This is a genomic window from Mycetohabitans sp. B3 (assembly GCF_021498065.1).
In the GTDB taxonomy this organism is placed as follows: domain Bacteria; phylum Pseudomonadota; class Gammaproteobacteria; order Burkholderiales; family Burkholderiaceae; genus Mycetohabitans.
This window is the reverse complement of the sequence record NZ_JAHLKN010000027.1, coordinates 69,694-95,428: the sequence shown is the minus strand read 5'-3', so window position 1 is coordinate 95,428 and position 25,735 is coordinate 69,694. Positions and strand designations below refer to the sequence as shown.

Here is a 25,735-nt window from a genome sequence, read left to right as displayed (position 1 = left end):
CGGGTATCCGCTAATTTGCTTTCATCTTTCGGCAAGCACCCCTGGCATTGGGCCGGCGCCATAGCGGGCTGCCACGACATGCCCACAGACCCAGACTCGCGCGGTTGCCTGTGCTGCGATTCGGCTCCGTCGCCGCGTCAAGCACGCGCCGGATGGGGGAAGCCTCATCGATCCGGACCGCACGCGACGTCGTGTTACAAGCCATCGACCGCTCCATCACCACTGAAAACCGCCTGCCGCGACCGCTCCGAAGTAACCTCGTCCATTGGCACTTGCGGCAAGTTTCATCACCCAACGGTTATCCGACGTCACGTGCGATACGCCCAATGCCATGCCTGGCCTACCGCGGTACGACGCACTGGATACTGTCGCGATGCTTCGTCCAGCAGAAGTGGGTTGTGGCAATCCGGCGACGGCCATCGCCGACGCGATGCCGGCGGACGCGTCGCCATCAACGCGGGCAACAGCCTCATCCAACTGCCCCTTATTGACTGCGTCGGTGGAATGAGTGCCACGCGCGACGTTGACGATTTTGCGTTCGCTACCTGGCGCCCCGACGGACATGCGAGCGTCATCGATGCTAATGCCCGGAGGCAACCTCAACGGCGTTGTTGAGATAATCTCGGCGACCAATGAGTGCAGCCATTCGGGATGTAGGGCATAATTAAGTGATTCACCGCCGGACATCGATCCGCTCGGCACAAGCTGATCCGAGTCCGGATGTCCAGCCTCGACTAAACCTGTGGGGGAAGGTGTATTGACAACAACGCTGCCGTCTTCAGCAGGAGCCAGTTGTGCAGCAGCAATGCTCGCCTTTGCTTTCTCGCGCTTAAGCAAATGCGCGTAGACGTTCTTCATGTGCGTTTCAGCGGCGAACCGCTGACTGATCGCCGCCGAGTTTTCGTTGGCCGCTTCCCACTGCGATATCGCCTTATCGACCAGTTCATGGACCTCCTCCAACATGGATGCACGCTCCCCCGCGTGGGGCAGCTGCACAGGACGAACATACAGAGGCAACGGGGAGTTCGGCTCCATCATCTTAGGAGCAGGCATTACAAGGGCTGCCGCACCTTCCTCAATCAGCGCCCGAATTTGACGACCCATCCCGTCCAGGCGCGAAACTAGTTCAGGGCTGATCTGATGCTGCGGACTTTGCTGACTTTTGCGGGTAACAAGTCGCTCCCCATTTCCATTGTTGCCTTCAATGCCAGGACTGGTCAAGTCACGCTGGCTACGGGAATCCAAGCGCCGTGGAAGCGGCGACACTACTGGAGATAACAAGTCAACGGTGTAATGGTCTACAACGTTTCTCGCAGCGCTTGAAAAGGCAGGATCGAACGGACTGACGCCATTATTAACATAAACATTATCCGCCGCCGCTACCGCTCGTGAGAGCGCTATTCCCACAGCAATACCAAGCATGCGCAAGTTACCCGATGCTCTAAATAGGGGGTAATTCGAGCGACACTGGAACGCGATCTGTTGCATCAACGTTGGCCTTTCATAACCGAGTCCTCTCGTAAATCCGCTCATTTGACTCCCCTTGTAGGCGCTTGACCTCGGAACGGGATGTAAGCGGAATGTATGTCTACGCACTTCCGAATGCAATCGGACAAGAATATTCGTGCGGAAATCAAAAGGGATATGTCGGCTAGGCCATATGCAACTCGTTGAGCAATTTCACAATTTGCCAATAAATCGGGCACGCTCATTAAATTATTCCGCTCACAAAGGCCATATAAGTCGCATCCAGCCAGCAACATATCGCCAATGCCACGCCAGGCAAATGCGATTAGACATCGACTGTTACGGCACGGATCGACCGGTGTATCACGGCGGCTGACGCACCTCCGGAGTCGTTGCACAGCACACGCCTCCCGCAGGAAGGCGCAGCTACGCGAAAGCCGCGTGGTCGCGGCGGTCGGGCCACGCGTTAGTACATTCGCGCTCCGCGCTGACGATGCAGTCGAAAATCGGCTGCAGGCAAAGAATGCAAACGCACCACGATGACAGTGTCGAGGAGCAGAAGCTTATTCGACAATCGCGGACCACCATGGCGGTTATGCGAAGCCGTCGACCCAGTCAACGAACCGCGCAACGGCCTACGCTCGTTCCTGACGCGCAATCACCGGATGACGCGTCACCGCTGAAGCCACGCCATGACCCAATTCTTACCCACTCTCCTAATAAATCGTTATCCTTATCAAATCCATTTCCTTAGTATGGCTTATAAATATCCAGAAGCACAATACGATACAGAGTTAAGCGACGAAGGTATAAGACAACGGATGGCCCGCGGTGATCAAACCACACGCCTATCAGCACGAAACGCTCGACGATCAGGCCAACCCAACCACATGCAATCCGTTACGCACGCAGCCAGACGCGGAGTCGGCCTGGCTCGAGCATCTATTTCCGATATCCATCCATGAGTTCGCACGTATGGCCGGTGCGTTGCGTCTGTCGACATACCATCGACAGGGTCGTCGGCACGTGATCGGCGACACGTCAAGTCTGATAACACACTGCGACATCGTCATGAATGCGCTATCGTCCGTTCGCCGCGCCTCCTACCTAAACTGCAGCGACAAGACAGTTGGCGCGCTGCTGCGGCTCTTCGCCTTGGGCATGGCCAGTGTGCCATCCGAAGATCTCGACGACCTACTGCTGGCGTTGCGCGTGCTCAAGCCATCGTCAACCCACGTCGACTTCAGCGAAGCGAATCTGCGTGTGCGGCAGTCGGACTGGATCGGTGCGCTGCGCGTGCTCAAGTCGATAGAGGCACGGCATCAAGGCGGCGCGGCCTGTGCTGCCCTGATCGCGTGTTGCCTTTATCACCTGCGGGACACTGAATGGCGGCGCTATGTCGAGCTGGTGTTAGAAGACGGCAATCCAGTCGCCCTGTCCGTGGTCGCCACCTTTCTTCGGCTCAATATGCGCCCGGAGGGCAACACCTTGGGCGTGGACAGCGACGCTCACGAGCATATGCGCGCACAAATCGAGCATGCGGTGGCGTGTGCACGCTGAATACCGGTTACCGTACTAGCGAGGCGCACCGCCGCACCGTCACGACCCCGATGAGAACCGGCGGCAGTCGGACGGATTGACATGCAAACGGCGCAGAAACGCGCGCGCCGGGATCACACCGGTGCTACGACGATAGTGCGGCATCCGCATCGGCGCTCCGCCGGGCACAATCAGCATATCGTGCCGACCTGCCGCCCCTCTAGGCGCTGACACGCTATTGCGATGAGGCGGCTTGAAATCGACAACCTACCTGTCGAGCGCGCCCTGCGCGGGGTGGCCATTGGCCGCCGACTACATCCGAGACGGATGCTGAGCTGAGCTGAGCTGAGCTGAGCTGAGCTGGGCTGAGCTGGGCTGGGCTGGGCTGAGCTGAGCTGGGCTGAGCTGGGCTGGGCTGAGCTGGGCTGGGCTGAGGCTGAGCTAGTAACTAGAATAGGCCGGTCATACAACTCCAACTCCGCTTCGGTCGGTCAGGTTACACCAGCGTCTCTGTTATCGTCCTTCGGCCAATCTACCCGTTGCGCCAGTCGGCTTAATCTATTCTTGCTGGCACGATGACGCGAACCCAGCACCCTGGGTCCGCGGCCGTGCCTCGCAAGCAATCCATTTTTGTCGACGACAGGGCACGTCAATATGACGTCGCTTTACGCAGCATGAGCACAAAGCAAATTAGCTTGTACTATTTCAATATCAGAATATCAGCTTTCCAGGTGTCGCAATAAAGAATAATGGTTCCAATGGTGCAATACCTATGCCGACGCGTACCTGCGGTAAGTGGCAGATTTGAGGTACCAGCAATATATCGCTTACTGAAATATCACAATTCCCTTTCAAAATCCATACACATCAATTTAGCGCAGGCTACCCGTAAAACAGCCATCCGCTGTAGCAGCCACCACACTACCGCTACGCTGGGCTTACCGGCTGCATGGACTCGGAGACGCTCTGCACAGCGGTATCCGATAATACAAACAGTCGCGCCGAGTCTACAAATCTCAAAAATCTGATCCTGGCTCACAAGACAAATATTGGACAGTGCTATCGACAACTCACCTACGCTGCGGATAAAGCAATGCGCGTTCGCTTGTTTGAAACAACGCGTTACATAGTTGACACTCGTATTGCCGTACAGTTGGAATGTCGCATCCCTGTCCGCTCCCTGACATAGCGCCAGTCGCGAAAAGCGGTTCAATTAAGAATCTACTGGAGAAGAAATGGGAATTGCCATTCTTACCGGAAATAGAGTTTTATTTCAGTTTATCGAAGCGTGCTTCAAGGCCGACGACGAGCCATGCCAGCAGTTCGTCGACGATGTGGCGCTCGCTCGTGCAGTCTATCGTGAGGAATTTCAAGCCATCCTGGTCGATTCAGCCATCGGGATTAACCCTTTGCGGCCATTCCTCGCGCGCCGGGCCTGCTATGCGGACCGTCGCGCGCCCTTGATCGTCATCGGGGCGCTCGAGGACCGGGCGAGTATCGTGCACGTGCTGGATGCCGGCGCGGATGATGTTGTGCTCACACCCATCGATCCACGAGAATTGTTGCTGCGGGTGCATCTGGCGATCCGACGCTTCAATGTCACCCGTCGTACAGACCATGCCAGCGTGATCGAGTGCGGCCCTTATCGTCTCGATCCGAATACGTGCATTGTCCGCGTCAACGGCGATGCGGTGCGGCTGACACCGCGAGAGTTCGCGATTGCGTGGCTGCTATTTTCACACTACGGGGAATATGTCAGCCGTCGGCAAATCGCTGGTGCGGTGTGGAGCAGTTCCGAGGACATCGTAGGCCGAACATTGGAGCAGCATATTTACAAGCTGCGCAAAAAGCTGGAACTACATGGCACGCATGGCCTGCGTCTGCGCACCATGTATGCACATGGCTATCGGGTCGAAGCCACTGAGGCCGATACCGCGACGTCGGCGATGATGGACAGCCCCCTCGAGACTCCGCTTGCCACGGCCCACAGGTCGCTCGGCGACGAAAAGGTTTTACGTCGCCACGACGACGTCAATCCGACGGTGGAATGCGTGCTCGACGCCAGGCACGAATGGCAGTGCCCGGCGTCCGTGGCACCGATCCTAGAACTCAATGATGCGCGGTGACAACAGGAAGATTCTTTCCATATGACTGCGTTGGTCACTACGATATCTAAACAAGCCGCCGATCAGCGGAATCTTGGACAACAGCGGTATCCCCGTTTCGAGATTGGACGAGGAGTCTGTTCGGTATCCCGCTATCAGCAAGCTTTCGTTCTGCCCTACAAACGCTTCGGTATTGATCGTACTAGTCGTGACAACAGGGATATTATCTACCAACTGATTAGTCACTTGTCCGTCCTCGATGTGAACTTCCAGCTTGATCTGCGTGCGCCCATCCTCTTCCACGACCAGGGGCCGAACACGCAATGACACGCCCGTTGACACACTGTACAAGTCTGCCGACGTGTAGCCGGCCACGCGCACGAAGAAGCGTGTCTTGTGATCCATGACGGCTTCCGCGTTGCTCAATGTCGCGACCTTCGGGCTGGCGTCGATACGCGCGAGATTGGCACTCTGCAGCGCGTCCACCCGCGCCAGCAGGTAGCGTCCGGCATTGCCCAGCACAGCCGTCAGAGACGCGCCAAGAGGCGCGGTACTGATAACGGTCGTGCCGTCGCTGCTTTTGGACGTAAATGTAGGATTGAGGGTACCGTCGTATGACGAGGGACTGTGCAAACCATTGCCGGTCTGCAAATCGATATGACTGTTGTGTGCCCGCCAGTCCACCCCAATCTGCTTGAGCGCGTCATCGTCGACTTCGATGATGTGAGCCTCGATTTCCACCAGCCGTGGTTTGACATCAAGCGCGTCAATCAGCGACTGGTATTGTGCCAGGCGCTCCGGTAAATCGCGGATCAGCACCGAATTGGTGCGTTCGTCCGCCTGGATGACGGGCAGTGACGCGGTATCGGCGGCCGGCCCCAAATCACCGGAGAAGCCAGCCGTGTAGCGTGCGGCGCCGCCGCCATAATCGCCTGCGCCTTGCCCCGGCAGCCCGGCCATGCTCCCGCCCATGGTACGGCCACCTGAGCCGATCCCGCCCAGCAGTCCAGCCAGCCCTGGCGACACAGTACCCGCGGGCATGTTATCCGGCAAGGGCGGCATCAACACCGTGGAACCGTTCGGTCCGCCGCCGGCTGCCGTACCGCCAAGATTGCCGACAGCGTCGGCCATTGGATCGACACGCCGCATGTAAGCCTTCGCGAAGCCGCTCTGCGAGCCGTTTTCCGATCCGCCCAGCGCCGCCTTGCTCTCAGGGTGGTATAGCGCTGACAACACACTGGCTACGCCAGCAACAACATAGCGCTGTCCGTCGACGTCCACATTATGGTCAGCGGCCCAGGCGTGCTTGAGTGAAAAAACGCGTACCTGCGAACCGGCTTGCCGGGCCACGGCCGCGTCGACTCGCCGCGCAACCTCGGCGATCAGCTGTACGTACTGCGGCGGCCCGTTAACGAGTACCGTATTGCGGGTATCGTCGTAGGACAACGGAAAGGCCGGATTGGTGATCCGCAGTCTGTCGAGTGCCGCCTTCAAGTCGTCGATGGTTGCGTGTTGCAACTGGACGACCTGCCGTGTCACGCCGCTCGAATCGCTGATTGACAACACCGTTCCGTCGTAGAACCAGACGAAGCCAAAGGTCGATGCCAAGGTCTCGAGGAATCGTTGCGGTGGCATGTCGAAACGACCCGTGACCTTACCGTGAACATCGCCGGATATCGTCGCGGGCACGCCCTGGCTGGACGCCAAGTCTCGCAGGACATCCTTGATATCCTTGCCCTCTACGGACACATGGACCATTCGGCTATGCCAGCGTATCGGTATGTCATCGGCGAAGACCGGCGTGGCGGCCAAAGCAAGCGATGCAATGCATGCCGCACAGACCAGCTTCTTGCGCATCGTGCCCGCGCCTGCTGAAACCACACCCCGAGTTGACTGCATCCAGTTCATTGTTGTCATCGATTTACGCGTTGTCAAGGTTGCATGGATCCTTCACCCACGGTCGGACACGCAAGACGATTAACGGGTATTCGTCTACCGGTCGAGCGTCTCCGACGGCGCTTCCTGAAATTCTTTCCGATACCCGCTCACCAACGTCGACCGGTTCTGCACGCCCCACTTGTTCGCGATGCGCAGCACGCTGCGTTCACTCTCCAGCGAGTCACTCAACAGCTCCGCCCGGATGCGCTCCATGCGCTGGCGTCGAATCAATTCGGTTGGAGACAATCCGAGGAAGTTCTTGAAAGCACTTTGCAAGGCCCGTTCGGTCACGCCAACCTCCGCGGCGATCTCGCGCACCGATAGGTCATGCCGATTCAGGTTCTCCTGCATGTATCGGTACGCTCGCCGGTACTTGGCCGGCAGCCGCGCGCTGATGTCGTCCAGCTGGCCCGTCTGGGGCGTCGCACGGCTGGAGAACGACACCAACGCCTGGGAGTCATCCCGCAGGCATTGCGTTGAGACAACCGCATAGCGCGTGTAGTACTGCATCGACTCGTTGACCTTACCCTGGCTTTGCCTGATCTTGGCAAGGCAATAGAGATAGTCGATTTGCCGGCGTCCGGTACTGGAAACGTAATCGACGCGGTTCAGCGACTCCACCACCGACTCGGCCAGCTGGGGCGCGCCTGCGTGCAACGCCGCCAAGCCGATCTCGATCCGAGTTGATCGCCCATACTCGGACAATCCGTTACGCGACGCCCAGTCCAAGTGTTGCTGGATGTTCATCATTGCGTCGCGCACGCCGTGCGACAACAGCCGCAAATGACGCAAGTACATGATTCGTTGCTTAAGCAACGGCATCTGGACACGCTGCGCATCGGTCTCCAAAGCTTCGATCAACGCACCGGAGTCACGGCTGCCAAGCGATCGTTCGTCACCAGCACCAGACAGCCAGTAGGCGTGGTCACCAAGCTGGGACGATAATCTCAACTCGCGCTGCACCGCGATATCCAGACGCAGCGTCAGCACAACCTCCTGCCAGCGTTCCGCCACCTCGGGCGGCGCCTCCTCGGTAAGCTCGATCAGCTGCTTGATCGCATCGCGCAGGAAGCGGCCCTGCCCGAGTTCGTGCAATGTGCACACCAGACCGAACTGAGCCTCCAGGCGCTGCAACGGACCCAGCTCCGCGTCGTCGACCAGGCGGACAAAGCAAGACAGCGCCGTCGCCAGCCTGCAGCGGAACAGCGCCTGCCAGCCGGCATTGCGGCAAGAGGCGGCCCGGACTGCATGAGCACACTCTCGCACCGCGCGCTGCGCGCGCCGATACGACGTTTCTGCCTCGTCATCGATACCCAGCGTCATTTGCATATCGGCGTGCAGTTGCAGCAGCCCGGCGACCTGTTGGTCCTCGCGCTCATCCTCGCCCCACCGGCTTGCCTGGCCACCTGCGGCGGTGAGATTCGCTTCAACCAACTTGTTCATGAACTCGGCTGGCACGTCTTTCGACGACAGGGCTGCAGCCAACGGGAAATACGGTGTTATGAGCATCGTGAGACTCCAATATGCGCGCGCCTCATGGCCTGACGCACAACGTCATTACAAGCGCCCTTGCGGGTCTGACATATCGGAATCTAGTCGAACCATCCTGCAACATTTTCAACAAATCTGACCAAACTGCGATATTTTGAGGACTGTTGAAATTCTTCCGCGCAATTAGGAACGCGACACCGGCACAGAGCATATCGGAACCGCCGCTGGTGGGATGTAGACATCAGCCCATTACTACGCCTGGTCATTCATCGTTTCGCATGCCGTCCATCGGCTGCGGCCCGATAGCGTTGTACTTTGGTTCTTTCCAGCCGATCTTGACGGATGCCGCACGGTGAATCCTCTTACCTATCTTCTAAACTGGGCGCGGGCACATCGAGTCCCGTCAAGCGGCAACGACGGCGGGCCGGCGCGCCGGCCGCCCGCGCATGGCCAACGCGCCGCCATACTGGTGTCGGGCGCTTGCGCGTTAGGGCTGGCGGCTTGTGCAGCGCCCGATGTGCCGCCGTCGAACAGCACACTGCCCGCTTCGCTCCAAGCCAAGCCAGTCGAAGTACTGCAGGAAGTATTCCGCGTACACGGGAATGAAACGTATGTGTGCCAACGCAACGGCAACCAACTGAGTTGGCATGCCACCGGAACGCTGGCGACACTGGTTGATGCGTCGCGCCACAGCGCCGGAGTTATATCACCAGGCGGATATTTCATAGCAACCGACGGCAGCTACGTCGTGACAAGGTTGCTTGCGCAGGAAATAATCAGTGCGTCGACGCTGCCGTGGCAACGGCTGACCGCCGTCCATTCCTCCGCGGAACCCGGAGAAGCCGGCAGGTTCGCCAACATCACGTCGATACAGCGCGTGCAAACGTCTGGAGGACTGCCTCCCGATCCCGCCTGCTCGGTTGAACGCACGGCGCTTTATGTACCGTACTCGGCTACTTATCTGTTTTATCGGCGCGGGCAGCCCGTCACGCCGGGTGATGGCACGACCGATGTCTCCCAGCAGGCAGTGGAGGCGAATTGCAAGTCTGAGATGCCTGCGTGTGGGGTGAAATAGTTTGCCGCTGAGGCAGCGCTTGCGTTTGTCTCGACCATGACGAACGGCCGGTTGGCTTTGCCGTTCGGATGCATAGTACGTATGCATATTCATGTCACTGTCGCGCTGTGCGTGATGGCGATGTGATGGCGGTGCTGATCGCCGCACACCAGCGGCAGAATCAATGCCGACTGTGGATTTGTCGCTGGCCGGCTCTTTTTTCACCGCGGTCCGTGCACCAACTCCCGCATATAGTCTGACAGCCCTGCCAGCACGAGTTGACCGCGGACTTGCTCGACAAAGATGCCGACGAATAGCGCGAGGATCAGGACGGTCAATGCGCCTTTGACGGGTTGGCTCAGTTGCATGACTTCTAGCTTCTGCGCCGATTTGGCGACGAAACCAAAAGCCAAATCGACCAGCAGAAGAATGAACATGATCGGAGCAGCCAGTTTTGCCGTCATTTGCATCAACGTATCCGTTTGATGCAATACGAAGCTCTCGAGGATATTCTCGGCAATCGGTGTACGAGACGTGATCGGCCACCAGTTGTATGAGTCGTATAGCACGCCGAGCAGGATAGGCATGCCGCCAAGGGTCCAGAATGCCACGGTGGCGATCTGTGTCAGCAATGTACCAGTAGGTGTATTCTGTTCGGAGCGGGCCGGATTAGTAATCTGGATATTGTTGTAGCCGGTCAAATCGTCAATGTACGTCCCGGCACTTTCCGCAACCCAGAATACGATCGACGCCGAAAAGCCGAGTGCAAGTCCGATGACGGCCTCACGTGCGAAGATTTCAACAAATCTTAGGCTCGACATTGATTCAAAGAAAGCCACGGGCTGGCCGTAAGCGATGAATGAACTGAACAATAGCACAACGCCATTGCGCGCAACGCCTTGCAGAACGCCGTCGGCGGTCGGTGGAAACATAAAGAATAAAATAAAGGCGCGTTCTGAGCATAATGTCAGCATTGCCAAATAGCCGTGTATCGCGTCGTGATACTCGCCATAGATCTCCAATAGTTTGTTCATCTCCGCCCCGTTCCTAATCGTATATGGTTTCTGGCTCGTGCCAACGCCGCTTCCTCAGTTTCCTCGTCATCGATGTCGCTCGCAAGTTCATCAAGTTTGCGGCGCAACACGCCAATGCGACGCTCGCATACATCGATCCGACCACGGTTGCTCGCGATGGCCTGTGCAGTACGGGAGATTTCATCGGTCTTTTCCCGATATTGCTGTTCGAGCGCAGCCAACTCACGTTGCAGCACTCGGATACGATCCGTCACAAGATCCATATATCGCATCGAAGCCTGCATTTCAGCGATTGAAAAGCAACTGCTGCCGGTCATCATTTGGGCAATGCGCTCTTCATGGGCGCGCACTACGTCCCGCTCCCGCTCGATCTGGGTGCCTTTGTCTTCACAGCTATGGAGCAACGTCGCTTGTTCGTCGCGCTGCCGAGCGAGCATTTCGCGCAATTCGTCTTCTATGCGCTTTCGGCGAGCCACCGCCCGGCGCAATGCAGTGATTCGGCGATCTGAGCCTCGCATGACGCTCTCGCTAGTTGCTTACCAGATCAAACAAGCGGGACTGTGTATCGTCGGGGTCCGCCCGCTCGTCGGTGCGCTGGCTCAGGAAATCGCGGATTGCGTCAATCTTGGCGATCGCCTCGTCGGCAAGCGGATTCCCCCCGGGCTGGTATTCACCGATCTGCAGCAGCATCTCAACTTCTCGGTGCTTTGCGAGCAGTTCGCGCACGCGCGCGGCGGCGTCCACATACTCTCGGGGCATCACCTGCGACATCACGCGAGACAAGCTTCCGAGCACGTCGATCGCCGGATACTGGTTCCTCGCTGCAATCTCGCGCGACAGGATCATATGGCCATCCAGGATGCCCCGGACTTCTTCCGCTATCGGGTCACTACCGCTCTCGTCCTCGGCCAATACCGTATATAGCGCCGTAATCGAGCCGGTCGCGCCCATGCCGGCACGCTCCAGCAGCCGCGGCAGCTCAGCAAAAATAGAGGGCGGAAAACCGCGTCGCGCCGGTGGCTCGCCCGCTGCCAGTCCAATCTCGCGTTGCGCACGGGCAAACCGCGTCAGCGAATCCATCATCAACAACACGCGTTGACCGCGATCGCGAAAATATTCGGCAATTGCAGTGGCGACATATGCCGCCTTCGCGCGCTCGATCGAGGACCGATCCGATGTTGCACAGACGACCACCGATCGTGCCATGCCCTCCTTGCCGAGAATCAACTCGACGAATTCCCGCACCTCGCGGCCCCGTTCGCCGATCAGCGCAATGACTGTAACGTCGCATTGCGCACCGCGCGCGAACATACCGAGCAGCGTGCTCTTGCCGACGCCAGCGGGTGCGAAAATGCCCATGCGTTGGCCCTCCGCGAGCGTCATCATGCTATCCACGACACGCACGCCCGTGGCCATCGGGTACTCGATCATACGACGACTCATCGGATCGGGAGGATCCGCAAAGATCGGGCGCTCCTCGTCTGCGTCGATGGAGCCCAACCCGTCGATCGGCTGGCCCAGGCTGTCAATCACACGGCCAAGCAACACATCGCCGACGGGAACCGACAGCGGACGTCCAAGCCCGATCACCCGGGTCGAGCGTGATATGTTCTCCAACCGCGAAAACGGCGACAATAATGCTACGTCGCGCGTAAAACCAATTACCTCGGCATGCTGCAGCAAGCTGCCGTCCGCCGCGCGCAACTCGCATAGCTCGCCCAGTGTCACATCTAAGCCGCCGACCTTCACAAGCGTGCCGATGACCTCCAGCACCTTACCGTTGCGCGCGATCGCCTGGGTCGACAAAATGGCCTTCTCGATTGCATCGGTCAGGCGATGCGCATCAAGCTCAAGCGCTTTCTCATATTCGGCGTCACCGGTACGGCCGACGTTGTGTGCACGGTTCATGGCGCGCGCTCCGACTCCCCACGAGTGAATCGGCCCCATTCGTCCGACACGACGTCCGCATCGTCGTCCAACTCGCCTTCGTCCTCATCGACATCCGCGACGTATTCCTCAACATCCGTAGCATCCTCGCCGATATCCGCGGTGTCTTCCTCCTCTGCATCCGCGGCGTCCTCGCCGACATTCATGGCATCCTCTTCGTCATCCGTATCATCAACAAGATAGCCATCCAAAATCTCTTCGTCACCTGCCCCTTCATCATACACATCGTCGCCCAGTTGATCTTCATCGCCGTCGGCGGACAGGCGGACGTCTGGTTGCGCGACACGGTCCGTCCCCTTTCCGGTTTCTTCCATCTCGACCAACGAACGTTTCAGGGTTTTTGTGATTGCGGTACGCATGGCCCGCAATTGAGTAGCAAGGCTCGCATCTATCGAACCAAAGTCTGATTCGCAAATGCAGCTTCCGGCGGGCAATTGCCGGTCCGCAACGACAGTGAGTGGAAACGGGCGCCCCATTTCCCGCCACCGCGCTGCCAAGCGCTCAAACGCAACACAAGCCTTGTCGTGATCCACCTCGCTGACAACCACCCGCACATATGCTGCGCCTTCGACGATTCGGTCGACAACCTCCAATGCACGCTCGAACAGTGCGTCGCTATGCTGAACCTGTACGATCTGTTCGACACCGACAGTCACTATCTGCGCCAATCGTTCACGCATGCGGACCTGCATTCGACGCTCGCCGTCGGCCAGTTCCGCCAGCCGCTCCATCCACTCGGACAGCGCGCGCTGCTCCCCTTCCTGATATCCGCGCTTTGCCGCTGTCTCATACTCCCGCTTGGCATCATCGAGTATCTGTTGGGCAGCCTCGTGCGCTGCGTCGATCAATGAAGCAGCCTCTTTCTCTGCACGCTCGATTGCCGCGCGCCGGTCCGCTTCCAGCTGAGCATAGGCCTGCTCAATAGTCATCAGTGCGCCAAACTCTTGCGCCGGAATGATGTCGCTGCCGGCGCCAACGCGAGCAACGAGTGTCTCAGGCAAGCAATACGGCGACCTCAGCCAAATAGCCATTTCCACTCCGGTAGCCACGCGCTCAAATGAGTTATCATATTGCGCGTTCCTTGCTTGTCCAGTCCGCCCACGCGCCCATTGAACCATCGCGACGGACCAGCATCACGTGGCAACGCAAGCCGCAAAAGCGTACGGCGTGTGGTCATGGCCGCAGCACCCTCTTCATCCCGGATAACCAGGAAGTAGCCTTCCTGCGCCAATGTCTGCGCGTCTATTTCATCCAATGGCAGCATTGTTCCACCCAATTCAAACGTCGAAATGTCGGGCGCGCCAGAAGATGCCTGTACAATCGAGTCGAGAGGAACACCCGTCCAGTCAACCAAGCGCATGCGGCTTCCCTTATCAATCAGGTGACGGATCTGCGCACTACGGAACAACAGCGCGCGCACTCTGAGCATGCGCAAGCCCTGCTCGGGCGGAAGCGCATCCAACATCGCCGCGCCTGGCGCAAGGAATGAGGTCATGCTAGGCATCGGCACGCCGCTGGCACGACATAGAATGAAGGAAGCTTTGTCCAGCTGCGTACGCGGCCCGCTAGACAACGCGGCTCGTAACGTTTCGGCTGCGCGGACATCGATGCTCAGTGCCCCGGCGAGCCACGATGGGTGCGCCCAGCAAATCGCGTCGCGTACGTTACGGTCGTATGCTTGAAGCGCTGCAGCGGCACGGTCGAAAGGCGACATCGCGACCATCCCGCTTACGGAGCCGACGCCGCACCATCCTGCTTCGTTCGCCCGCGCAATAGCCCGGCTATGCGGTCAAACAGCTTACGGCCATCGCTCGCGTCATTGCGAAACAGCCACCAAGCTGTCGGCAGCAGTATCAAAAGCAGTATCGCCACCACGACGGGCAATATATAGGACTGCTTCTTTGGCATACGCGATAGATCCAGTGGATCCGCCGGGACCGCGGTAACGCTGACCGCCTCATAGGTCAGACCCTCGACACTGTGTACCACCAGCGTCTTAATCTGTGGCACCAATGCCGCCACATCGGAATCCGGCCGGTACTTGATGAATACCGATGCAGACGAGGGCTTGGTCTGCGAGGCAAGTGGATCGTTATTGGGTAATACGATTTGCACCCGCGCGACTACAACACCATCGATTTTGGACAACGTGTTGGATAATTCCTGCGACAGTCCGTATATGAACCGCACGCGCTCCTCAGTCGGCGTGGAAACTAACCCATCTCGTTTAAACAGGCTTCCGAGGTCGTCATACTTGGCATGCGGCAATCCACGTGCACGCAACACCTCCATCGCACGCACAATCTCTGCTTCTTCTACGCTCAACGACCACGTTTTTCCGTTATCTGGCGTGCTCTTGGATGCGTCTACGCCGCGCTCCAGCAGAGCGACCATCATTTCGTTGACGTCCTGTTCGGACAGGTTATTATACAGCTCCTTATGGCAACCCCATAACGAGACACACACCAGCAGAGCCAGCACCATCCGGCTGATTCGGATGATAATAGTTTGTTGTCCCGTCGACATGTGCTATTGATTCTTCAGCAATGTTTCGATAGAACCTTTTGTCGAAGTTGCGAACGACATCGCAACGGTGGTCTCTACATTAAGACTCGCCATCCTGGTCATCACCAAGTTTGATGCCGCTGCCGTCTCACCAGGAGATAAGCTTCCCATATTATGCTGTAATGCATCGACGTCATTTAGCACCTGCTCCATCTGTACATCGTGTGTGCCGACGATCTTGCTTAGCGCCGACATATCACCACTCGGCTCGGTGGTAGGTGCTGCGACGTCGGCTTGCTGCATCAACGCCTGAAATCGACTGACCGCCTCCGGTGAAGGCATCGCCTTGTCAGCGTCCTGAGCCCGGCCCAGAATGGTCTCCATACCTGCCATTTGAAGCGGCTGAGTCATGTCACTGCTCCATATCGGATCAAACACTACAGTCGAAGAAAGTTGGCCTGCGGGGTAAACGCAGTACCGGCATCGGTCAGTTCGCTTTTGTCCGGCGCCGTCCCTTGCTGCTCAATCTCCCGCATTTGTTCTGCGCAAGACTCGGGTAGCACAAAGTTACCTGTCCTGCGATACGCATCCATGGCCATACGCAAATCAGCACGGGCGCGCATGGCGCGCACAAGCTTGCGGCTGTCTTCGCCCGCGTCCGATTCATCAATTTCGTCGGCAAGCACCTGCCATGCGGAATCGCCTCTATAAAACAACGCGAGTGCAAGTAATGCCTTTGCATACAAGAAGCCAGGGCGCTCGTGCAGTACCGCTTCCAGCGCCTGTACTGCGTCATCCCATCGTCCCCGAGAGAGCCATAACATGCCTTCCAGCGTTTCGAACTCCGGAGCGTTAGGGCGCACGACCCGCAACGCGTCAATAACCATTTCCGCATCCTCAGTATCGCCAGATGCAGCCTGAAAATTTACCTGCAGAAAAAGCGACACGACCTCGATCAGTCCGCCGACGATAAGCTTGTCGGCCTTCATGTACTGCTGTGACGAAATGCTCATGGTGTAAGGCTCCAGACAAATCCCATCGCAGGCTCCTTCGATTTTTGTACGACGACGCCAACTCGCCTCATACGCGATGCCGATGCGACAACATTAGCGTAACGGCCGCCACAATCAATTAGCGGCCGCGAAGCACACGTCGTCCATGCGAAGCATGCCGGCTGCTTCGCATAGTCAAGTTCCCGCTTCGCCTTCTTACACCAGGTTCAGCGAGATGTTGTTAGTGTGGGCCCTCGCCCAACGGCCTGCCCCCGGTCCGGGACCGGATCGACGGAGAGTGCATCATGAGCGACGAGAAAACCGAAGAACCGACCGAAAAGCGACTACGTGACGCTCGACGCGACGGTCAAGTAGCAAAAAGCACTGACTTGGCCGACGCTGCGGTTATGTGCGCATCCATCGCCGTATTAGTGGCTGCCGCCAGCATGTTCACCGACGCCTTTCGTGCGCTGATCCATACGACGTTGGACTTCGTTACAACGGACCGCAGCAATACGATGCTGGTCGCATCAGCATTCAAGCTCGGTCGCCAATCGTTGACCATCATCGTGCCATGCGTGGCCGCGGCGGCGCTCTGCGCGTTCGCAGCACTGTTCGCACAAGTGGGCTTCCAAATCAGCACGAAACCCGTAACTCCGAATCCCACGGCGGTCAACCCTGCAAGCGGAATTAAACGGATCTTCTCGCTTCGTACTGTGGTCGATATGGCCAAGTCACTGCTCAAGGCGGCGCTGGTCGCCTGCGTCATGTGGTACACGATTCGCGGGCTGATACCGCTCATCGCCACCTCGCTGTACCAGCCACTTCCCGAACTATCGAGACTGTTCTGGACGGTTCTGCTCAAGCTATTCTCCGCCGCCGCGCTGGTCTTCATTGTGATTGCGGCGCTCGACTTCAAGCTGCAAAAATTTCTTTTCACGCGGCAAATGCGCATGAGCAAGGATGAAATCAAGCGGGAGTACAAGCAGCAGGAAGGCGATCCCCAACTCAAAGGCGAACGCAAGCGCATCGCGCGGGAGTGGGCACAGGAAGCACCACCGAGGCTGCGCGTCGGCCTTGCAAACGCACTCATCGTCAATCCAACTCATTATGCTGTAGCAATTCGCTATGCACCCGAAGAGTGTCCACTGCCCGTCGTAATCGCAAAGGGTCACGATGAGAGCGCGGCCGAGTTAAGACGGTACGCCGCGCAGGCGCGCGTGCCGATCATCGGCAATCCGCCAGTCGCCCGCGCGCTGCACCGCGTGAAGATTGACGAGCCTATTCCAGAAGCACTGTTCGAAGCAGTTGCAGCCATTCTGCGTTGGGTCGACTCCCTTGGCCCAAGGCAAACGGACTCTGGCGGCGCTGCCACTTCGACCCACTGAGTTCCAGCCCCATACTGTCATGTCGAAAGCACTGAAGCTGCCTGCCGCCGGCGAAATCGGCGTCGCCCTCGTCGTGGTGGCAATCATCTCGCTGATGATCCTGCCGCTTCCGACTCTTTTGATCGATGTACTGCTGGCATGCAACATCGCGATCAGCGTCACATTGTTGATGATCACCATGTACGTACCAGACATCGTAGCGCTATCGGTGTTCCCGTCATTGCTGTTGTTCACGACACTATATCGCTTGTCGTTGAATATCGCATCGACAAAATCCATACTGTTGCATGCCGACGCGGGACATATTATCGAGGCTTTCGGGCAATTGGTCGTCGGAGGCAACTTGGTGGTCGGCCTGGTTGTCTTTGTCATCATCACCACGGTTCAATTCATCGTCATCGCCAAGGGGTCGGAGCGGGTAGCGGAGGTCGGCGCCCGGTTCACGCTGGACGCGCTGCCCGGAAAGCAGATGAGCATCGATGCCGATCTTCGAGCCAATCTGCTCACCGCTGACGAAGCACGCCGCAAACGTGCAACGCTGGCCATCGAAAGCCAGCTTCATGGTGGCATGGATGGCGCCATGAAGTTCGTCAAGGGCGACGCGATAGCGGGGTTGATCATCACCGGAATCAACATCATCGCCGGCATCGCCGTGGGCGTCGCATACCATGGCATGAGTGCCGGGGAAGCAGCCAATCGGTTTTCGGTCTTGTCGGTTGGCGACGCGATGGTCTCGCAGATTCCGTCGTTGCTTCTATCAGTCGCTGCCGGCGTCATGATCACCCGGGTAGCCGACGAACGCGACGCGCATCCTCAGTCGCTTGGCAGCGAGATGGGTCGGCAACTCAGTTCAAGCACGCGAGCGCTTTTTTTTGCAGCGATTTTGTTGCTCGGCTTCGCCGCCGTCCCGGGCTTTCCCGCCCCGCTGTTCCTACTGCTCTCCGCCATGCTGGCATTTTGCGGTTACAAGCTGAACCATAAGCGCCCCCTTTCGGGCGAACATCATAGCGAGCCGGTCACTTCGATGCAGCGCGCAGGTAGCAAGGGGGAAGCAAGCGGCATCCTGCCACGTGCGCCACAGTTCACGCCTGCAGTGGGCGTCAGAATCGCACCCGATTTGATGCCACGCCTGTCCGCTGCCGCGCTGGACCAGTCATTTGCGTCAGAGCGCAACCAACTCCAGGAGGAGTTGGGCCTGCCTTTTCCGGGTATCACGATGTGGGTAGGCGAGAATATCCGTGCGTCACACTTTGAGATCCTGATACACGACGTGCCATACGTGACAATCGAACTACCGCCCGGCAAGTTCATGTTACCACCAGGCAATGACGATCTCGACGCCAATCAGGCCGATGCAGTGCTGGCTGCATTGCGCGCCCGTGCCGAACCTAGGGCCGGGCTAGACGGTGGCGCAGGCCCCACTTGGTGGGTGGATGATAAAGCGGTTCCTCCAAAGGTCCAGGTATGGCGCGCCGAGCACGTCATTGCTCACGGTGCGATTGCGTTGCTGCGACGTCACGCATCACTGTTCCTGGGCATCCAGGAAGTTCAATGGATTCTCGAGCAGCAGGGTAACGAATATCCCGGGCTGGTTGCTGAAGTGCAGAAAGCTGTACCGCCTCAGCGTATCGCCGAGGTATTGCGGCGCCTGCTGGAAGAGCAAGTACCTATCCGCAACATGAGGACGATCCTAGAAAGCATGCTTGCATGGGGAACGAAAGAAAAGGACATGCTGATGCTCACCGAGTATGTGCGGGGAGACCTTGCGCGGTTCCTCGCCCATCGTGCTGCCGCAGGTGCGGGCGTGCTCCAGGCGGTGTTGCTCGACCTGCCCGTTGAGCAACACATTCGTCAAGCGATCAAGCAGACACCCACCGGTAACTATCTGGCGCTAGCCCCCGACGAGGTGACCTTTCTGGTAGACAAGATCCAATCGTTGGCGGGTACTGACGAGCGTGACGGCGTAGCGCTGGTCACGTCGATGGACATCCGACGCTATGTTCGGCGCATGGTAGAGAATCGCATCAGCTGGCTACCAGTCTATTCCTATCAGGAACTTGGCGAGCACGTCGAGCTGAAACCGCTCGGGCGGGTAACGGCATAGGGTTGCGCGCCATGACATCCATTCGACACCGGCCGGTACGAATCATCGCTCGCGACAGTGAACACGCCGCTCCCGTGTACGGTCGCCGTGCGCGGCCCGACTATGCGTCGCTCGCGCGCCGCGGCAGGTCGGCCGACACGCATGAAGACACCTTGCCGGTTTTACATCATGGCATAGCCAGTACAAAACTCGCGCTGACCTATCCATCCGGTCAAGACGCCGACACGAGCGACGATGATTCGCAATCCTCGGAAGACGGCACAGCAGACGCATCGTCCATGGTGGACAAACGGCTACGCAAAGCGCTACAGCCTGTCGTAGCGAAAATCCTTCGAACCCAAGATAAGGTGATGGACCTGGTTTGCAAACTCACGCAGGAAATCGCTGCTTTCTGCGGTGACCGCTCGATTAACGAGACCGGGACCTGGGACGCGCAGTTGCCGCTCGATGCCAGCCTGCTGCGGAACACGACACTCAATTTGACGCTTTCGTATTCGACACTATCACTTCGCTTCGACACAGACGACGACGATATCAAGCAACTACTCTTGACTCATACACCAATGCTCGAACGCGAACTCGACGCATTGATGCGAGCATGGGACGTGCCGCGCCAGATCCAGCTCACGGTCTGGTGACCGACTTTGGTCACCGGGGCCGTCACCGCCGGACCTTCACATAATATGACCGCCATAGTGGATGATTGATCCGACCGTCGACTTGCTGACCAGTGACGTTGGCGACACGCGCTGGCTCCCCCGGCCACTACAGCCCGCCATCGCTCGCGCTGCGCGCTTGTTTTGCGACAATCGCCTACCCGACACGCTCGAGAGGCTGTGCGGCATCGAGCAATGGACCGCGACGCTGGAACCTTCATCCGCACCGGCGATGGACCTCGTCGGCGCAGCCCGGTGGATCGAACCGGCATGGTTGGAATTTGCGCATCCGTCCGGACGGCTGGGAATCAGCTTCGACCTGGCACAATACCCGGCCCTGGGGCCTGTTACCGGCGCGGACGATGTGTCGGACTCGGACCGGTCGCATGGCGATCCGGCTTTGCAGTTGGCAATCGCCCATATACTGGCCCAACCGGTACTAGCTGCGCTGGCAGCCGTCGGCCTCAAGGAGCTTCGCCTGGCTGGCCTATACCGGGTTCCCCAACGCGGTGGCTTGCCGATTCGACCGTCTGTCGACATACCGATTATGCGGATGACGTTTGTCCATCACGGCCGCACCCACGCGGTAATCGTCGTACCGGATGCTCCGCTCTTGCAATTGATGCAGCACTGCTTGGACCAGCACGCTACGACCGCCGCTCAGCGCCCGTCGCACAGCGGTCACCCGCTCGCCGAAGTCCGCGTGCCAGGCAGACTGATCATCGGATACAAGACCTTGACAGTGTCCACGCTGGACAGACTTGCTCCTGGCGACGTCATCCTGCGCGCGGTATCAGCAGATGTCGAGCCGCTGATAGCCGGCCACCACGCTCCAGTCCATACGACCGTCGCGTGGGGTACGCCCGGGCTCGTCCGCCTCCACGCACAAGCCGAAATAGGCGGCCAGACGCTTTCTATTTTGAAGGACCCGTACATGACCGAACATGTCGATAAGTCGCTCGCCAACGACACACTTACCGCCGAAGCGCGCGACGAGGCTGCCTGCGTCGATCAACTCGAGCTGCCGATTCAATTGGAGATCGACACCATCGCACTGCCGTTGCACGAAATCTGTGCGTTGCGCGCCGGTTACGTCCTTGAGTTGCCCAATCCGGTGGACGCTGTCCAGATCAAACTTGTCACCCATGGGCGTACGATAGGCTACGCGGAACTCGTCAGCGTCGGTGATCATCTCGGCATCCGAATCCTCCGAATGGTGCAAGGCAATGCTCCAGCCCAGTGAACTGACGAGCTTGATGCTGATTGTTCTTGCAATCAGCGTCGTCCCCCTCGTCGCCGTCGTCATCACGTCATATACAAAGATTGTCGTGGTACTCAGCCTGCTGCGCAACGCACTCGGCGCACAGCAAGTTCCACCGAACATGGTGCTAAACGGTATCGCCATCCTCGTTTCGCTCTACATCATGGCACCCATCGGCATGGCGGCAGCAAAACAACTGGAGAACCAGCCGAATGCCGGCACCCCCTCCCAGTCGGTCGTGCAAGCATTCAGTGCGGCGCAGGAGCCATTCCGTGCATTCCTAAAACAACATGCCAACGAAAGAGAAAAGCGCTTTTTCATGCGTACGGCGACTGTCATCTGGCCCAAGGAGGTGGCCGACGGCCTCCGTGAGGATGATTTCATCATACTGGCGCCGGCATTCACCTTAACCGAGCTCACCGATGCCTTCAAGATCGGATTTCTTCTCTACATCACCTTTGTGGTCATCGACCTGATCATCGCCAATGTGCTGCTCGCGATGGGTCTCAACCAGGTCATGCCAACCAACGTCGCAATACCCTTCAAGCTACTGCTGTTCGTCGTGATGGATGGCTGGTCAACGCTGATCCACGGATTGATTCTGACATATCGCTAAGCGCCACCATGGACATCAATACACTGATCCGGCTAACGATGCACGGCATGCTGTTATGCATGTACGTGTCCCTACCAATCGTCAGCGTCGCCGCGGCGGTGGGGTTGGCTGTGTCTTTCCTGCAAGCGATCACGTCCATGCAGGACCAGGCGTTGTCTCACGGAGTGAAGCTCATTGCTGTGACGATCGCGATCGTTGTCGGAGCGCCCATGTCCGCCGCCGCGGTACTCAGATTCGCCAACGAAGTGTTCCAGGCCGCCATACCACAATGATAAGCATCCGCAAGTTGGCTCCCACCGATCATGCGGGCGGTCCGACTGGATCCCCCGCCCGCCAGCATGTCCGCACACCTGTTCGCCGGCCCCGCAAGGCGGTCCTGCATCGCGGATCTATTGTGTTCGCCCATTCCGCGACCGCGCAGGCCAATGTGCAGCAAGTGAGAAAGGCGGCCGCCCGAGCACGCTTGCTGGCATCGATACGTGCGTCGGCGCGTCTGACTCGCCGCCGGTTGCGTAGCAGGACGAGCCTGCTGGAAAACGAGGCGGATGAGTCGGACGATCGCGCAGCGGATACGCCGGCACACATCACGGGTATTGGACAGCGTGACGGATCAGGCGGTGGCGGTGGCCAAGGGCGTGGACAGCGTGACCAAAAAGAGGAAGACGTCGACGCCCAAAGCGAAGTTCCCTGCTTTCGGCAAAGCAGGACTACGCGACGTGCCGGCATATCGAGGCTCGACGCGGGCCCACTGCACGAGTTGGCCCGATCGGGTAAGACAATCGCCAGCAATGATGTAATGCACGTATTAATCGCGAAACTACGGGATCTGGTTGACCAGGCGCAGCGAAACCCACACGCAAGCATCGATGCCAATATTCATCATTTGATGAGCGAGTGTCTGGACCTGCAAGCCCGTCTGGCACCGGAACCGCTGTCACTACAGCATGTGATAGAAATGTTGGTTAGTATCCGACAAAAACCCGCTTTAGCTAGCCCACAGAGCCACGCCGGTGAGTTGAACCGCGGACAGCGGCTCAATCCCATGATGCCGCTGATCGCATTCAACGCCCTGCGGCCGAGAACACCGAGCCAACTTAAACGTGCGAAGTGTTACCAAGCACTGCGAATTGCTTCAACGACCACTCGGCACGGCGACACCTTGGCATAGCGCCGGCTCTTACCGATAGCCGAGGTGGGCTTCGCGTAATCCACATCCGGTTCGTGTTGCGCATTGCTTTTCTGATCCGCCACGTTAGAGTAGTTGCAAGCCAACATCGCGCCCAAGGGCGAATGTACGCCGACCCATCGGAACTTGACGATCATGAAGCTGTTACGCATTCTCACCGGTATGCACGCAGGAGCTCAGCTGAAGCTGGTGCCCGGCGCATATCGGCTGGCAGCAGACGATGACGCCGACATCCGACTGTCCGATTGGACTGGCGCGGAGCTTGTCTTGACGATCGACCCGCAGGACACTGTACATGCACGACGCGGCGCAGCACCGGCAAACGGTGATAATGTCAACGCGCATCACGCCGTAACCCACGACGAGCCTATTGAGCAACATGCGAAAAGCCCGGCACAGATGCTGGACCAACGCACGATCACACCCTCGTCAGAAGTCACCCAACAGGGCGAGGAACCGATTCTGCTGCTGGACTTCGTGCCGATGCAATTCGACGATACCGTCATCTGCGTTGGCCCGGCAGATTCCTCATGGCCGTCTGACGTCGAACTACTTTCGACGTTGCTAGTTAAGCCGGACCAAGACAGGCGCGAAGCGAAGCGTGCTCGCCATCGCAAAATCGCGGGCATCACGCTTGCCTGTACGGCGGTCGGCATGGTCATTGGGCTCAGTGCGCTGTTAATGTCTGCGCAGGACAGCCGAGCTGCCCGCAGGCGTGACATCAACGATCTTGCGCAGCACATCAATCATTTGCTCGCGGAGCAGAAGTTGACGGAGTTACGTGCACAGGTATCCGGATCTGTCATTCGGGTCACGGGAATGGTTCAGACACCCGCGGAAGATGTCAATACACGCGAACTTCTGCAACGTGCCGCAGCCGGTCTCGCCCTACGGCAGTATGATGTGGCCGAGGTCGATGCACGCAGCATTGCCGAATCGCTCGGTATACCGGGCGTCCAAATCACCTACGCAGGAAATGGTGTATTTGACGTGACAGCGAAAGTCGCTGACCCCCAACAATTCCGGGAGTCACTCGAACGGGTAAGACACGATTTGAACGGGAATGTTAGAACGCTACGCACTCATATCACGACCATCGACAAAAATCTGTTGCCTTCAACGTACTCGGAAATGATCGCCTCCGACGCGATCCAGTATGCCCAGGCTCCCGACGGCACGAAACACATATACGTCGCGCAGCAGCCGAATGACCAGGCCGAATCACCGGAAAGTGGCAGCATTCCTCCAGACAACGCTCCTGTTCCGTCAGGTCAGGATGCAACCGGCACGGCGATTCCAGCCACTACGTCGCAGTCATCTCAAGTCAGTAAGTAGAGCAGGAGAATACCTATGTACGAAGCACTGGAAGCATGCGCGGCAGATTTCAATGATCTGCCCAAGATCATCACCGATGCGTCCAAGGTCAAAACGATACGCTCGGCACTTGATGCCACTGCGAGACGGATCGCTGAGGATACAGGTGAAACCGAAGTGGATCGCGACAGCTTGGCTAAACTCTATCGCGGTCTTCTCGCGGCGAGCCGGATCGTCGCGCAGTTGCATGAGAAGCGAAGCACCGGCTGACTCATTGTCGCTTCTCTATCCGACTATTGCTTAAATGGAGTGATATATGAGTGTTCTTAACGGAGTCAAACACGGCAGTGACGCTGCAAACACAGCGAGCGCGCTGGGTCATTTTGGCACGAGTGCCGCGGGGGGCAAGTTAACCTCAACAGCTGCCAATGCTGAAATGGATCAGTATTCCAACATGATCCTTGAGACTCAGTTGCATGCGATGAAATGTCAATTCATAGAAAATTTGGGGGAAGCCTGCAAAGAGGTCGGCAGCAAACAGATATAATCTGACTGACCAGTGCGCATTTGATGCGCACTGGTCTATTGCCTTCCAATTCACCTCAAATGAATAGTCCCCAATGAACGGCGAACGGTACGGGGAACTGGTTCGCGAACTGTGCGATGTCGTCGGACTCGCCGATCCGGAATACGTGCTGGAAACGCGGACCATAGAAGTCCAGGGCTACGATGTTCGTCTTGAATACTTCGAAAATGACCTAGACGCAATCTACCTAAACTTCCATTTCGGCACAGTAACCGCAGGCCGCACGCTGAACGTATTCCGGTTGATGCTCGAAGCCAACTTGCTGATCTACGCGCAAGATCAGGCTCAAATGGGTCTGGACACCGATACCGGCGGCATCATCCTCATCATTAGAATACCGATGGATCCCGACCTGGACGGCGAGACCCTAGCCGACCTGTTGTCCCATTACGCTGAGCACGGTCATTACTGGCGGCGTAACATCATCGAATCGACGGACGAGATGTTCGAAGGCATCGTAGCGGGCGATTTCACGTGGCTGCGTGCGTAAGCTGCGCCTATCCGAGCATGTCATCTATTTTGATATAGCAGTACGACACGCAATTACAACAT

Annotated in this window: 25 protein-coding genes and 1 pseudogene; 15 read left to right on the top strand and 11 right to left on the bottom strand. The window is 58.1% G+C overall.

The window, feature by feature from the left end:
* Positions 1–216: 216 nt before the first annotated feature.
* A complete protein-coding gene (locus KQH55_RS08860; RefSeq protein WP_235090618.1) occupies positions 217–1,488 on the bottom strand; it encodes a YadA family autotransporter adhesin in 1,272 nt (423 codons plus the stop codon).
* A gap of 810 nt (positions 1,489–2,298) precedes the next feature.
* Between KQH55_RS08860 and KQH55_RS08855 the strand changes: the two genes are divergently transcribed.
* The 3 genes and pseudogenes from KQH55_RS08855 (at position 2,299) to KQH55_RS08850 (ending at position 5,132) form a co-directional block, all read left to right on the top strand.
* Positions 2,299–3,027, top strand: coding sequence for an HrpB1 family type III secretion system apparatus protein (locus KQH55_RS08855; RefSeq protein ID WP_235090617.1), 729 nt, complete (start codon positions 2,299–2,301; stop codon positions 3,025–3,027).
* 203 nt (positions 3,028–3,230) lie between these two features.
* Positions 3,231–3,318, top strand: a pseudogene (locus KQH55_RS16695) (transposase); the annotation flags it as partial.
* Positions 3,319–4,241: 923 nt separating this feature from the next.
* On the top strand, positions 4,242–5,132 hold the full coding sequence (locus KQH55_RS08850; RefSeq protein WP_235090616.1) for a response regulator transcription factor: 891 nt from the start codon (positions 4,242–4,244) through the stop codon (positions 5,130–5,132).
* Here KQH55_RS08850 and sctC read toward each other — a convergent pair.
* Positions 5,109–7,019, bottom strand: a complete 1,911-nt coding sequence (sctC, locus tag KQH55_RS08845; protein ID WP_373566379.1) for a type III secretion system outer membrane ring subunit SctC — start codon at positions 7,017–7,019, stop codon at positions 5,109–5,111. The genes KQH55_RS08850 and sctC overlap by 24 nt on opposite strands.
* An 84-nt stretch (positions 7,020–7,103) precedes the next feature.
* On the bottom strand, positions 7,104–8,558 hold the full coding sequence (locus tag KQH55_RS08840; protein ID WP_235090614.1) for a helix-turn-helix transcriptional regulator: 1,455 nt from the start codon (positions 8,556–8,558) through the stop codon (positions 7,104–7,106).
* Positions 8,559–8,892: 334 nt separating this feature from the next.
* Here KQH55_RS08840 and KQH55_RS16690 point away from each other — a divergent pair, with 334 nt between their 5' ends.
* Positions 8,893–9,615: a DUF3455 domain-containing protein gene (locus KQH55_RS16690; protein WP_076793999.1), complete on the top strand. Its 723-nt coding sequence runs from the start codon at positions 8,893–8,895 to the stop codon at positions 9,613–9,615.
* A 200-nt stretch (positions 9,616–9,815) separates the two neighbouring features.
* On the opposite strand, the gene sctT is transcribed toward KQH55_RS16690, so the two are convergent.
* From sctT to KQH55_RS08795, 8 genes are read right to left on the bottom strand one after another with little or no spacing between them, the layout of a single operon-like run.
* Positions 9,816–10,628 (bottom strand): type III secretion system export apparatus subunit SctT, encoded by an 813-nt coding sequence (sctT, locus tag KQH55_RS08830; RefSeq protein ID WP_235090613.1) that lies wholly within the window; start codon positions 10,626–10,628, stop codon positions 9,816–9,818.
* The gene (locus tag KQH55_RS08825; RefSeq protein ID WP_235090612.1) at positions 10,625–11,146 is read right to left on the bottom strand and encodes a type III secretion protein SctO; all 522 of its coding nucleotides are present in this window, start codon (positions 11,144–11,146) and stop codon (positions 10,625–10,627) included. The genes sctT and KQH55_RS08825 overlap by 4 nt, the downstream gene beginning before the upstream one ends.
* Positions 11,147–11,156: 10 nt before the next feature.
* Positions 11,157–12,536: a type III secretion system ATPase SctN gene (gene sctN / locus KQH55_RS08820; protein WP_076794004.1), complete on the bottom strand. Its 1,380-nt coding sequence runs from the start codon at positions 12,534–12,536 to the stop codon at positions 11,157–11,159.
* The gene (sctL, locus tag KQH55_RS08815) at positions 12,533–13,606 is read right to left on the bottom strand and encodes a type III secretion system stator protein SctL (RefSeq protein WP_076788449.1); all 1,074 of its coding nucleotides are present in this window, start codon (positions 13,604–13,606) and stop codon (positions 12,533–12,535) included. Before sctL ends, sctN begins: the two co-directional genes overlap by 4 nt.
* Positions 13,591–14,289, bottom strand: coding sequence for a type III secretion protein HrpB4 (locus KQH55_RS08810; protein WP_235090611.1), 699 nt, complete (start codon positions 14,287–14,289; stop codon positions 13,591–13,593). The genes sctL and KQH55_RS08810 overlap by 16 nt, the downstream gene beginning before the upstream one ends.
* Before the next feature lie 14 nt (positions 14,290–14,303).
* Complete coding sequence (gene sctJ, locus KQH55_RS08805) at positions 14,304–15,101, bottom strand: type III secretion system inner membrane ring lipoprotein SctJ (protein ID WP_076794006.1); 798 nt, start codon at positions 15,099–15,101, stop codon at positions 14,304–14,306.
* A 3-nt stretch (positions 15,102–15,104) separates the two neighbouring features.
* On the bottom strand, positions 15,105–15,491 hold the full coding sequence (locus KQH55_RS08800) for a type III secretion protein SctI (RefSeq protein ID WP_235090610.1): 387 nt from the start codon (positions 15,489–15,491) through the stop codon (positions 15,105–15,107).
* A gap of 26 nt (positions 15,492–15,517) precedes the next feature.
* On the bottom strand, positions 15,518–16,069 hold the full coding sequence (locus KQH55_RS08795) for an HrpB1 family type III secretion system apparatus protein (protein ID WP_235090609.1): 552 nt from the start codon (positions 16,067–16,069) through the stop codon (positions 15,518–15,520).
* Positions 16,070–16,377: 308 nt separating this feature from the next.
* Here KQH55_RS08795 and sctU point away from each other — a divergent pair, with 308 nt between their 5' ends.
* The 11 genes from sctU to KQH55_RS08740 all read left to right on the top strand — a co-directional run bounded on the left by sctU (position 16,378) and on the right by KQH55_RS08740 (position 25,673).
* Entirely contained in the window at positions 16,378–17,460 is a 1,083-nt protein-coding gene (gene sctU / locus KQH55_RS08790) for a type III secretion system export apparatus subunit SctU (protein ID WP_076788456.1), read from the top strand.
* A 19-nt stretch (positions 17,461–17,479) separates the two neighbouring features.
* Positions 17,480–19,564, top strand: a complete 2,085-nt coding sequence (sctV, locus tag KQH55_RS08785) for a type III secretion system export apparatus subunit SctV (protein ID WP_076794009.1) — start codon at positions 17,480–17,482, stop codon at positions 19,562–19,564.
* A gap of 11 nt (positions 19,565–19,575) precedes the next feature.
* Positions 19,576–20,202 carry a type III secretion system protein SctP gene (sctP, locus tag KQH55_RS08780; protein WP_076788710.1) on the top strand — a complete coding sequence of 209 codons (627 nt, stop codon included), beginning with the start codon at positions 19,576–19,578 and terminating at the stop codon, positions 20,200–20,202.
* Between the two features lie 61 nt (positions 20,203–20,263).
* On the top strand, positions 20,264–21,463 hold the full coding sequence (gene sctQ, locus KQH55_RS08775; RefSeq protein ID WP_076794011.1) for a type III secretion system cytoplasmic ring protein SctQ: 1,200 nt from the start codon (positions 20,264–20,266) through the stop codon (positions 21,461–21,463).
* A complete protein-coding gene (gene sctR / locus KQH55_RS08770) occupies positions 21,447–22,097 on the top strand; it encodes a type III secretion system export apparatus subunit SctR (RefSeq protein ID WP_076794013.1) in 651 nt (216 codons plus the stop codon). Before sctQ ends, sctR begins: the two co-directional genes overlap by 17 nt.
* 8 nt (positions 22,098–22,105) lie before the next feature.
* Positions 22,106–22,369, top strand: a complete 264-nt coding sequence (sctS, locus tag KQH55_RS08765) for a type III secretion system export apparatus subunit SctS (protein WP_076794015.1) — start codon at positions 22,106–22,108, stop codon at positions 22,367–22,369.
* A 122-nt stretch (positions 22,370–22,491) separates the two neighbouring features.
* Positions 22,492–23,265 carry a hypothetical protein gene (locus KQH55_RS08760; RefSeq protein ID WP_235090608.1) on the top strand — a complete coding sequence of 258 codons (774 nt, stop codon included), beginning with the start codon at positions 22,492–22,494 and terminating at the stop codon, positions 23,263–23,265.
* Positions 23,266–23,550: 285 nt separating this feature from the next.
* Positions 23,551–24,618, top strand: a complete 1,068-nt coding sequence (locus KQH55_RS08755; protein ID WP_235090607.1) for a prominin family protein — start codon at positions 23,551–23,553, stop codon at positions 24,616–24,618.
* Between the two features lie 15 nt (positions 24,619–24,633).
* Positions 24,634–24,867, top strand: coding sequence for a hypothetical protein (locus tag KQH55_RS08750; RefSeq protein WP_013428978.1), 234 nt, complete (start codon positions 24,634–24,636; stop codon positions 24,865–24,867).
* Between the two features lie 46 nt (positions 24,868–24,913).
* On the top strand, positions 24,914–25,144 hold the full coding sequence (locus tag KQH55_RS08745; protein ID WP_013428979.1) for a hypothetical protein: 231 nt from the start codon (positions 24,914–24,916) through the stop codon (positions 25,142–25,144).
* 73 nt (positions 25,145–25,217) lie between these two features.
* Complete coding sequence (locus tag KQH55_RS08740; RefSeq protein ID WP_076794018.1) at positions 25,218–25,673, top strand: CesT family type III secretion system chaperone; 456 nt, start codon at positions 25,218–25,220, stop codon at positions 25,671–25,673.
* The last annotated feature ends 62 nt before the right edge of the window (positions 25,674–25,735 follow it).

Bases quoted from the DNA above. Each gene is read 5' to 3' on its own strand.
- KQH55_RS08860 (WP_235090618.1), bottom strand. From the start codon at position 1,488: ATGCAACAGATCGCGTTCCAGTGTCGCTCGAATTACCCCCTATTTAGA.
- KQH55_RS08850 (WP_235090616.1), top strand. From the start codon at position 4,242: ATGGGAATTGCCATTCTTACCGGAAATAGAGTTTTATTTCAGTTTATC.
- sctC (WP_373566379.1), bottom strand. From the start codon at position 7,019: ATGAACTGGATGCAGTCAACTCGGGGTGTGGTTTCAGCAGGCGCGGGC.
- KQH55_RS08840 (WP_235090614.1), bottom strand. From the start codon at position 8,558: ATGCTCATAACACCGTATTTCCCGTTGGCTGCAGCCCTGTCGTCGAAA.
- sctT (WP_235090613.1), bottom strand. From the start codon at position 10,628: ATGAACAAACTATTGGAGATCTATGGCGAGTATCACGACGCGATACAC.
- KQH55_RS08825 (WP_235090612.1), bottom strand. From the start codon at position 11,146: ATGCGAGGCTCAGATCGCCGAATCACTGCATTGCGCCGGGCGGTGGCT.
- sctN (WP_076794004.1), bottom strand. From the start codon at position 12,536: ATGAACCGTGCACACAACGTCGGCCGTACCGGTGACGCCGAATATGAG.
- sctL (WP_076788449.1), bottom strand. From the start codon at position 13,606: ATGGCTATTTGGCTGAGGTCGCCGTATTGCTTGCCTGAGACACTCGTT.
- KQH55_RS08810 (WP_235090611.1), bottom strand. From the start codon at position 14,289: ATGTCGCCTTTCGACCGTGCCGCTGCAGCGCTTCAAGCATACGACCGT.
- sctJ (WP_076794006.1), bottom strand. From the start codon at position 15,101: ATGTCGACGGGACAACAAACTATTATCATCCGAATCAGCCGGATGGTG.
- KQH55_RS08800 (WP_235090610.1), bottom strand. From the start codon at position 15,491: ATGACTCAGCCGCTTCAAATGGCAGGTATGGAGACCATTCTGGGCCGG.
- KQH55_RS08795 (WP_235090609.1), bottom strand. From the start codon at position 16,069: ATGAAGGCCGACAAGCTTATCGTCGGCGGACTGATCGAGGTCGTGTCG.
- sctU (WP_076788456.1), top strand. From the start codon at position 16,378: ATGAGCGACGAGAAAACCGAAGAACCGACCGAAAAGCGACTACGTGAC.
- sctV (WP_076794009.1), top strand. From the start codon at position 17,480: ATGTCGAAAGCACTGAAGCTGCCTGCCGCCGGCGAAATCGGCGTCGCC.
- sctP (WP_076788710.1), top strand. From the start codon at position 19,576: ATGACATCCATTCGACACCGGCCGGTACGAATCATCGCTCGCGACAGT.
- sctQ (WP_076794011.1), top strand. From the start codon at position 20,264: ATGATTGATCCGACCGTCGACTTGCTGACCAGTGACGTTGGCGACACG.
- sctR (WP_076794013.1), top strand. From the start codon at position 21,447: ATGCTCCAGCCCAGTGAACTGACGAGCTTGATGCTGATTGTTCTTGCA.
- sctS (WP_076794015.1), top strand. From the start codon at position 22,106: ATGGACATCAATACACTGATCCGGCTAACGATGCACGGCATGCTGTTA.
- KQH55_RS08750 (WP_013428978.1), top strand. From the start codon at position 24,634: ATGTACGAAGCACTGGAAGCATGCGCGGCAGATTTCAATGATCTGCCC.
- KQH55_RS08745 (WP_013428979.1), top strand. From the start codon at position 24,914: ATGAGTGTTCTTAACGGAGTCAAACACGGCAGTGACGCTGCAAACACA.
- KQH55_RS08740 (WP_076794018.1), top strand. From the start codon at position 25,218: ATGAACGGCGAACGGTACGGGGAACTGGTTCGCGAACTGTGCGATGTC.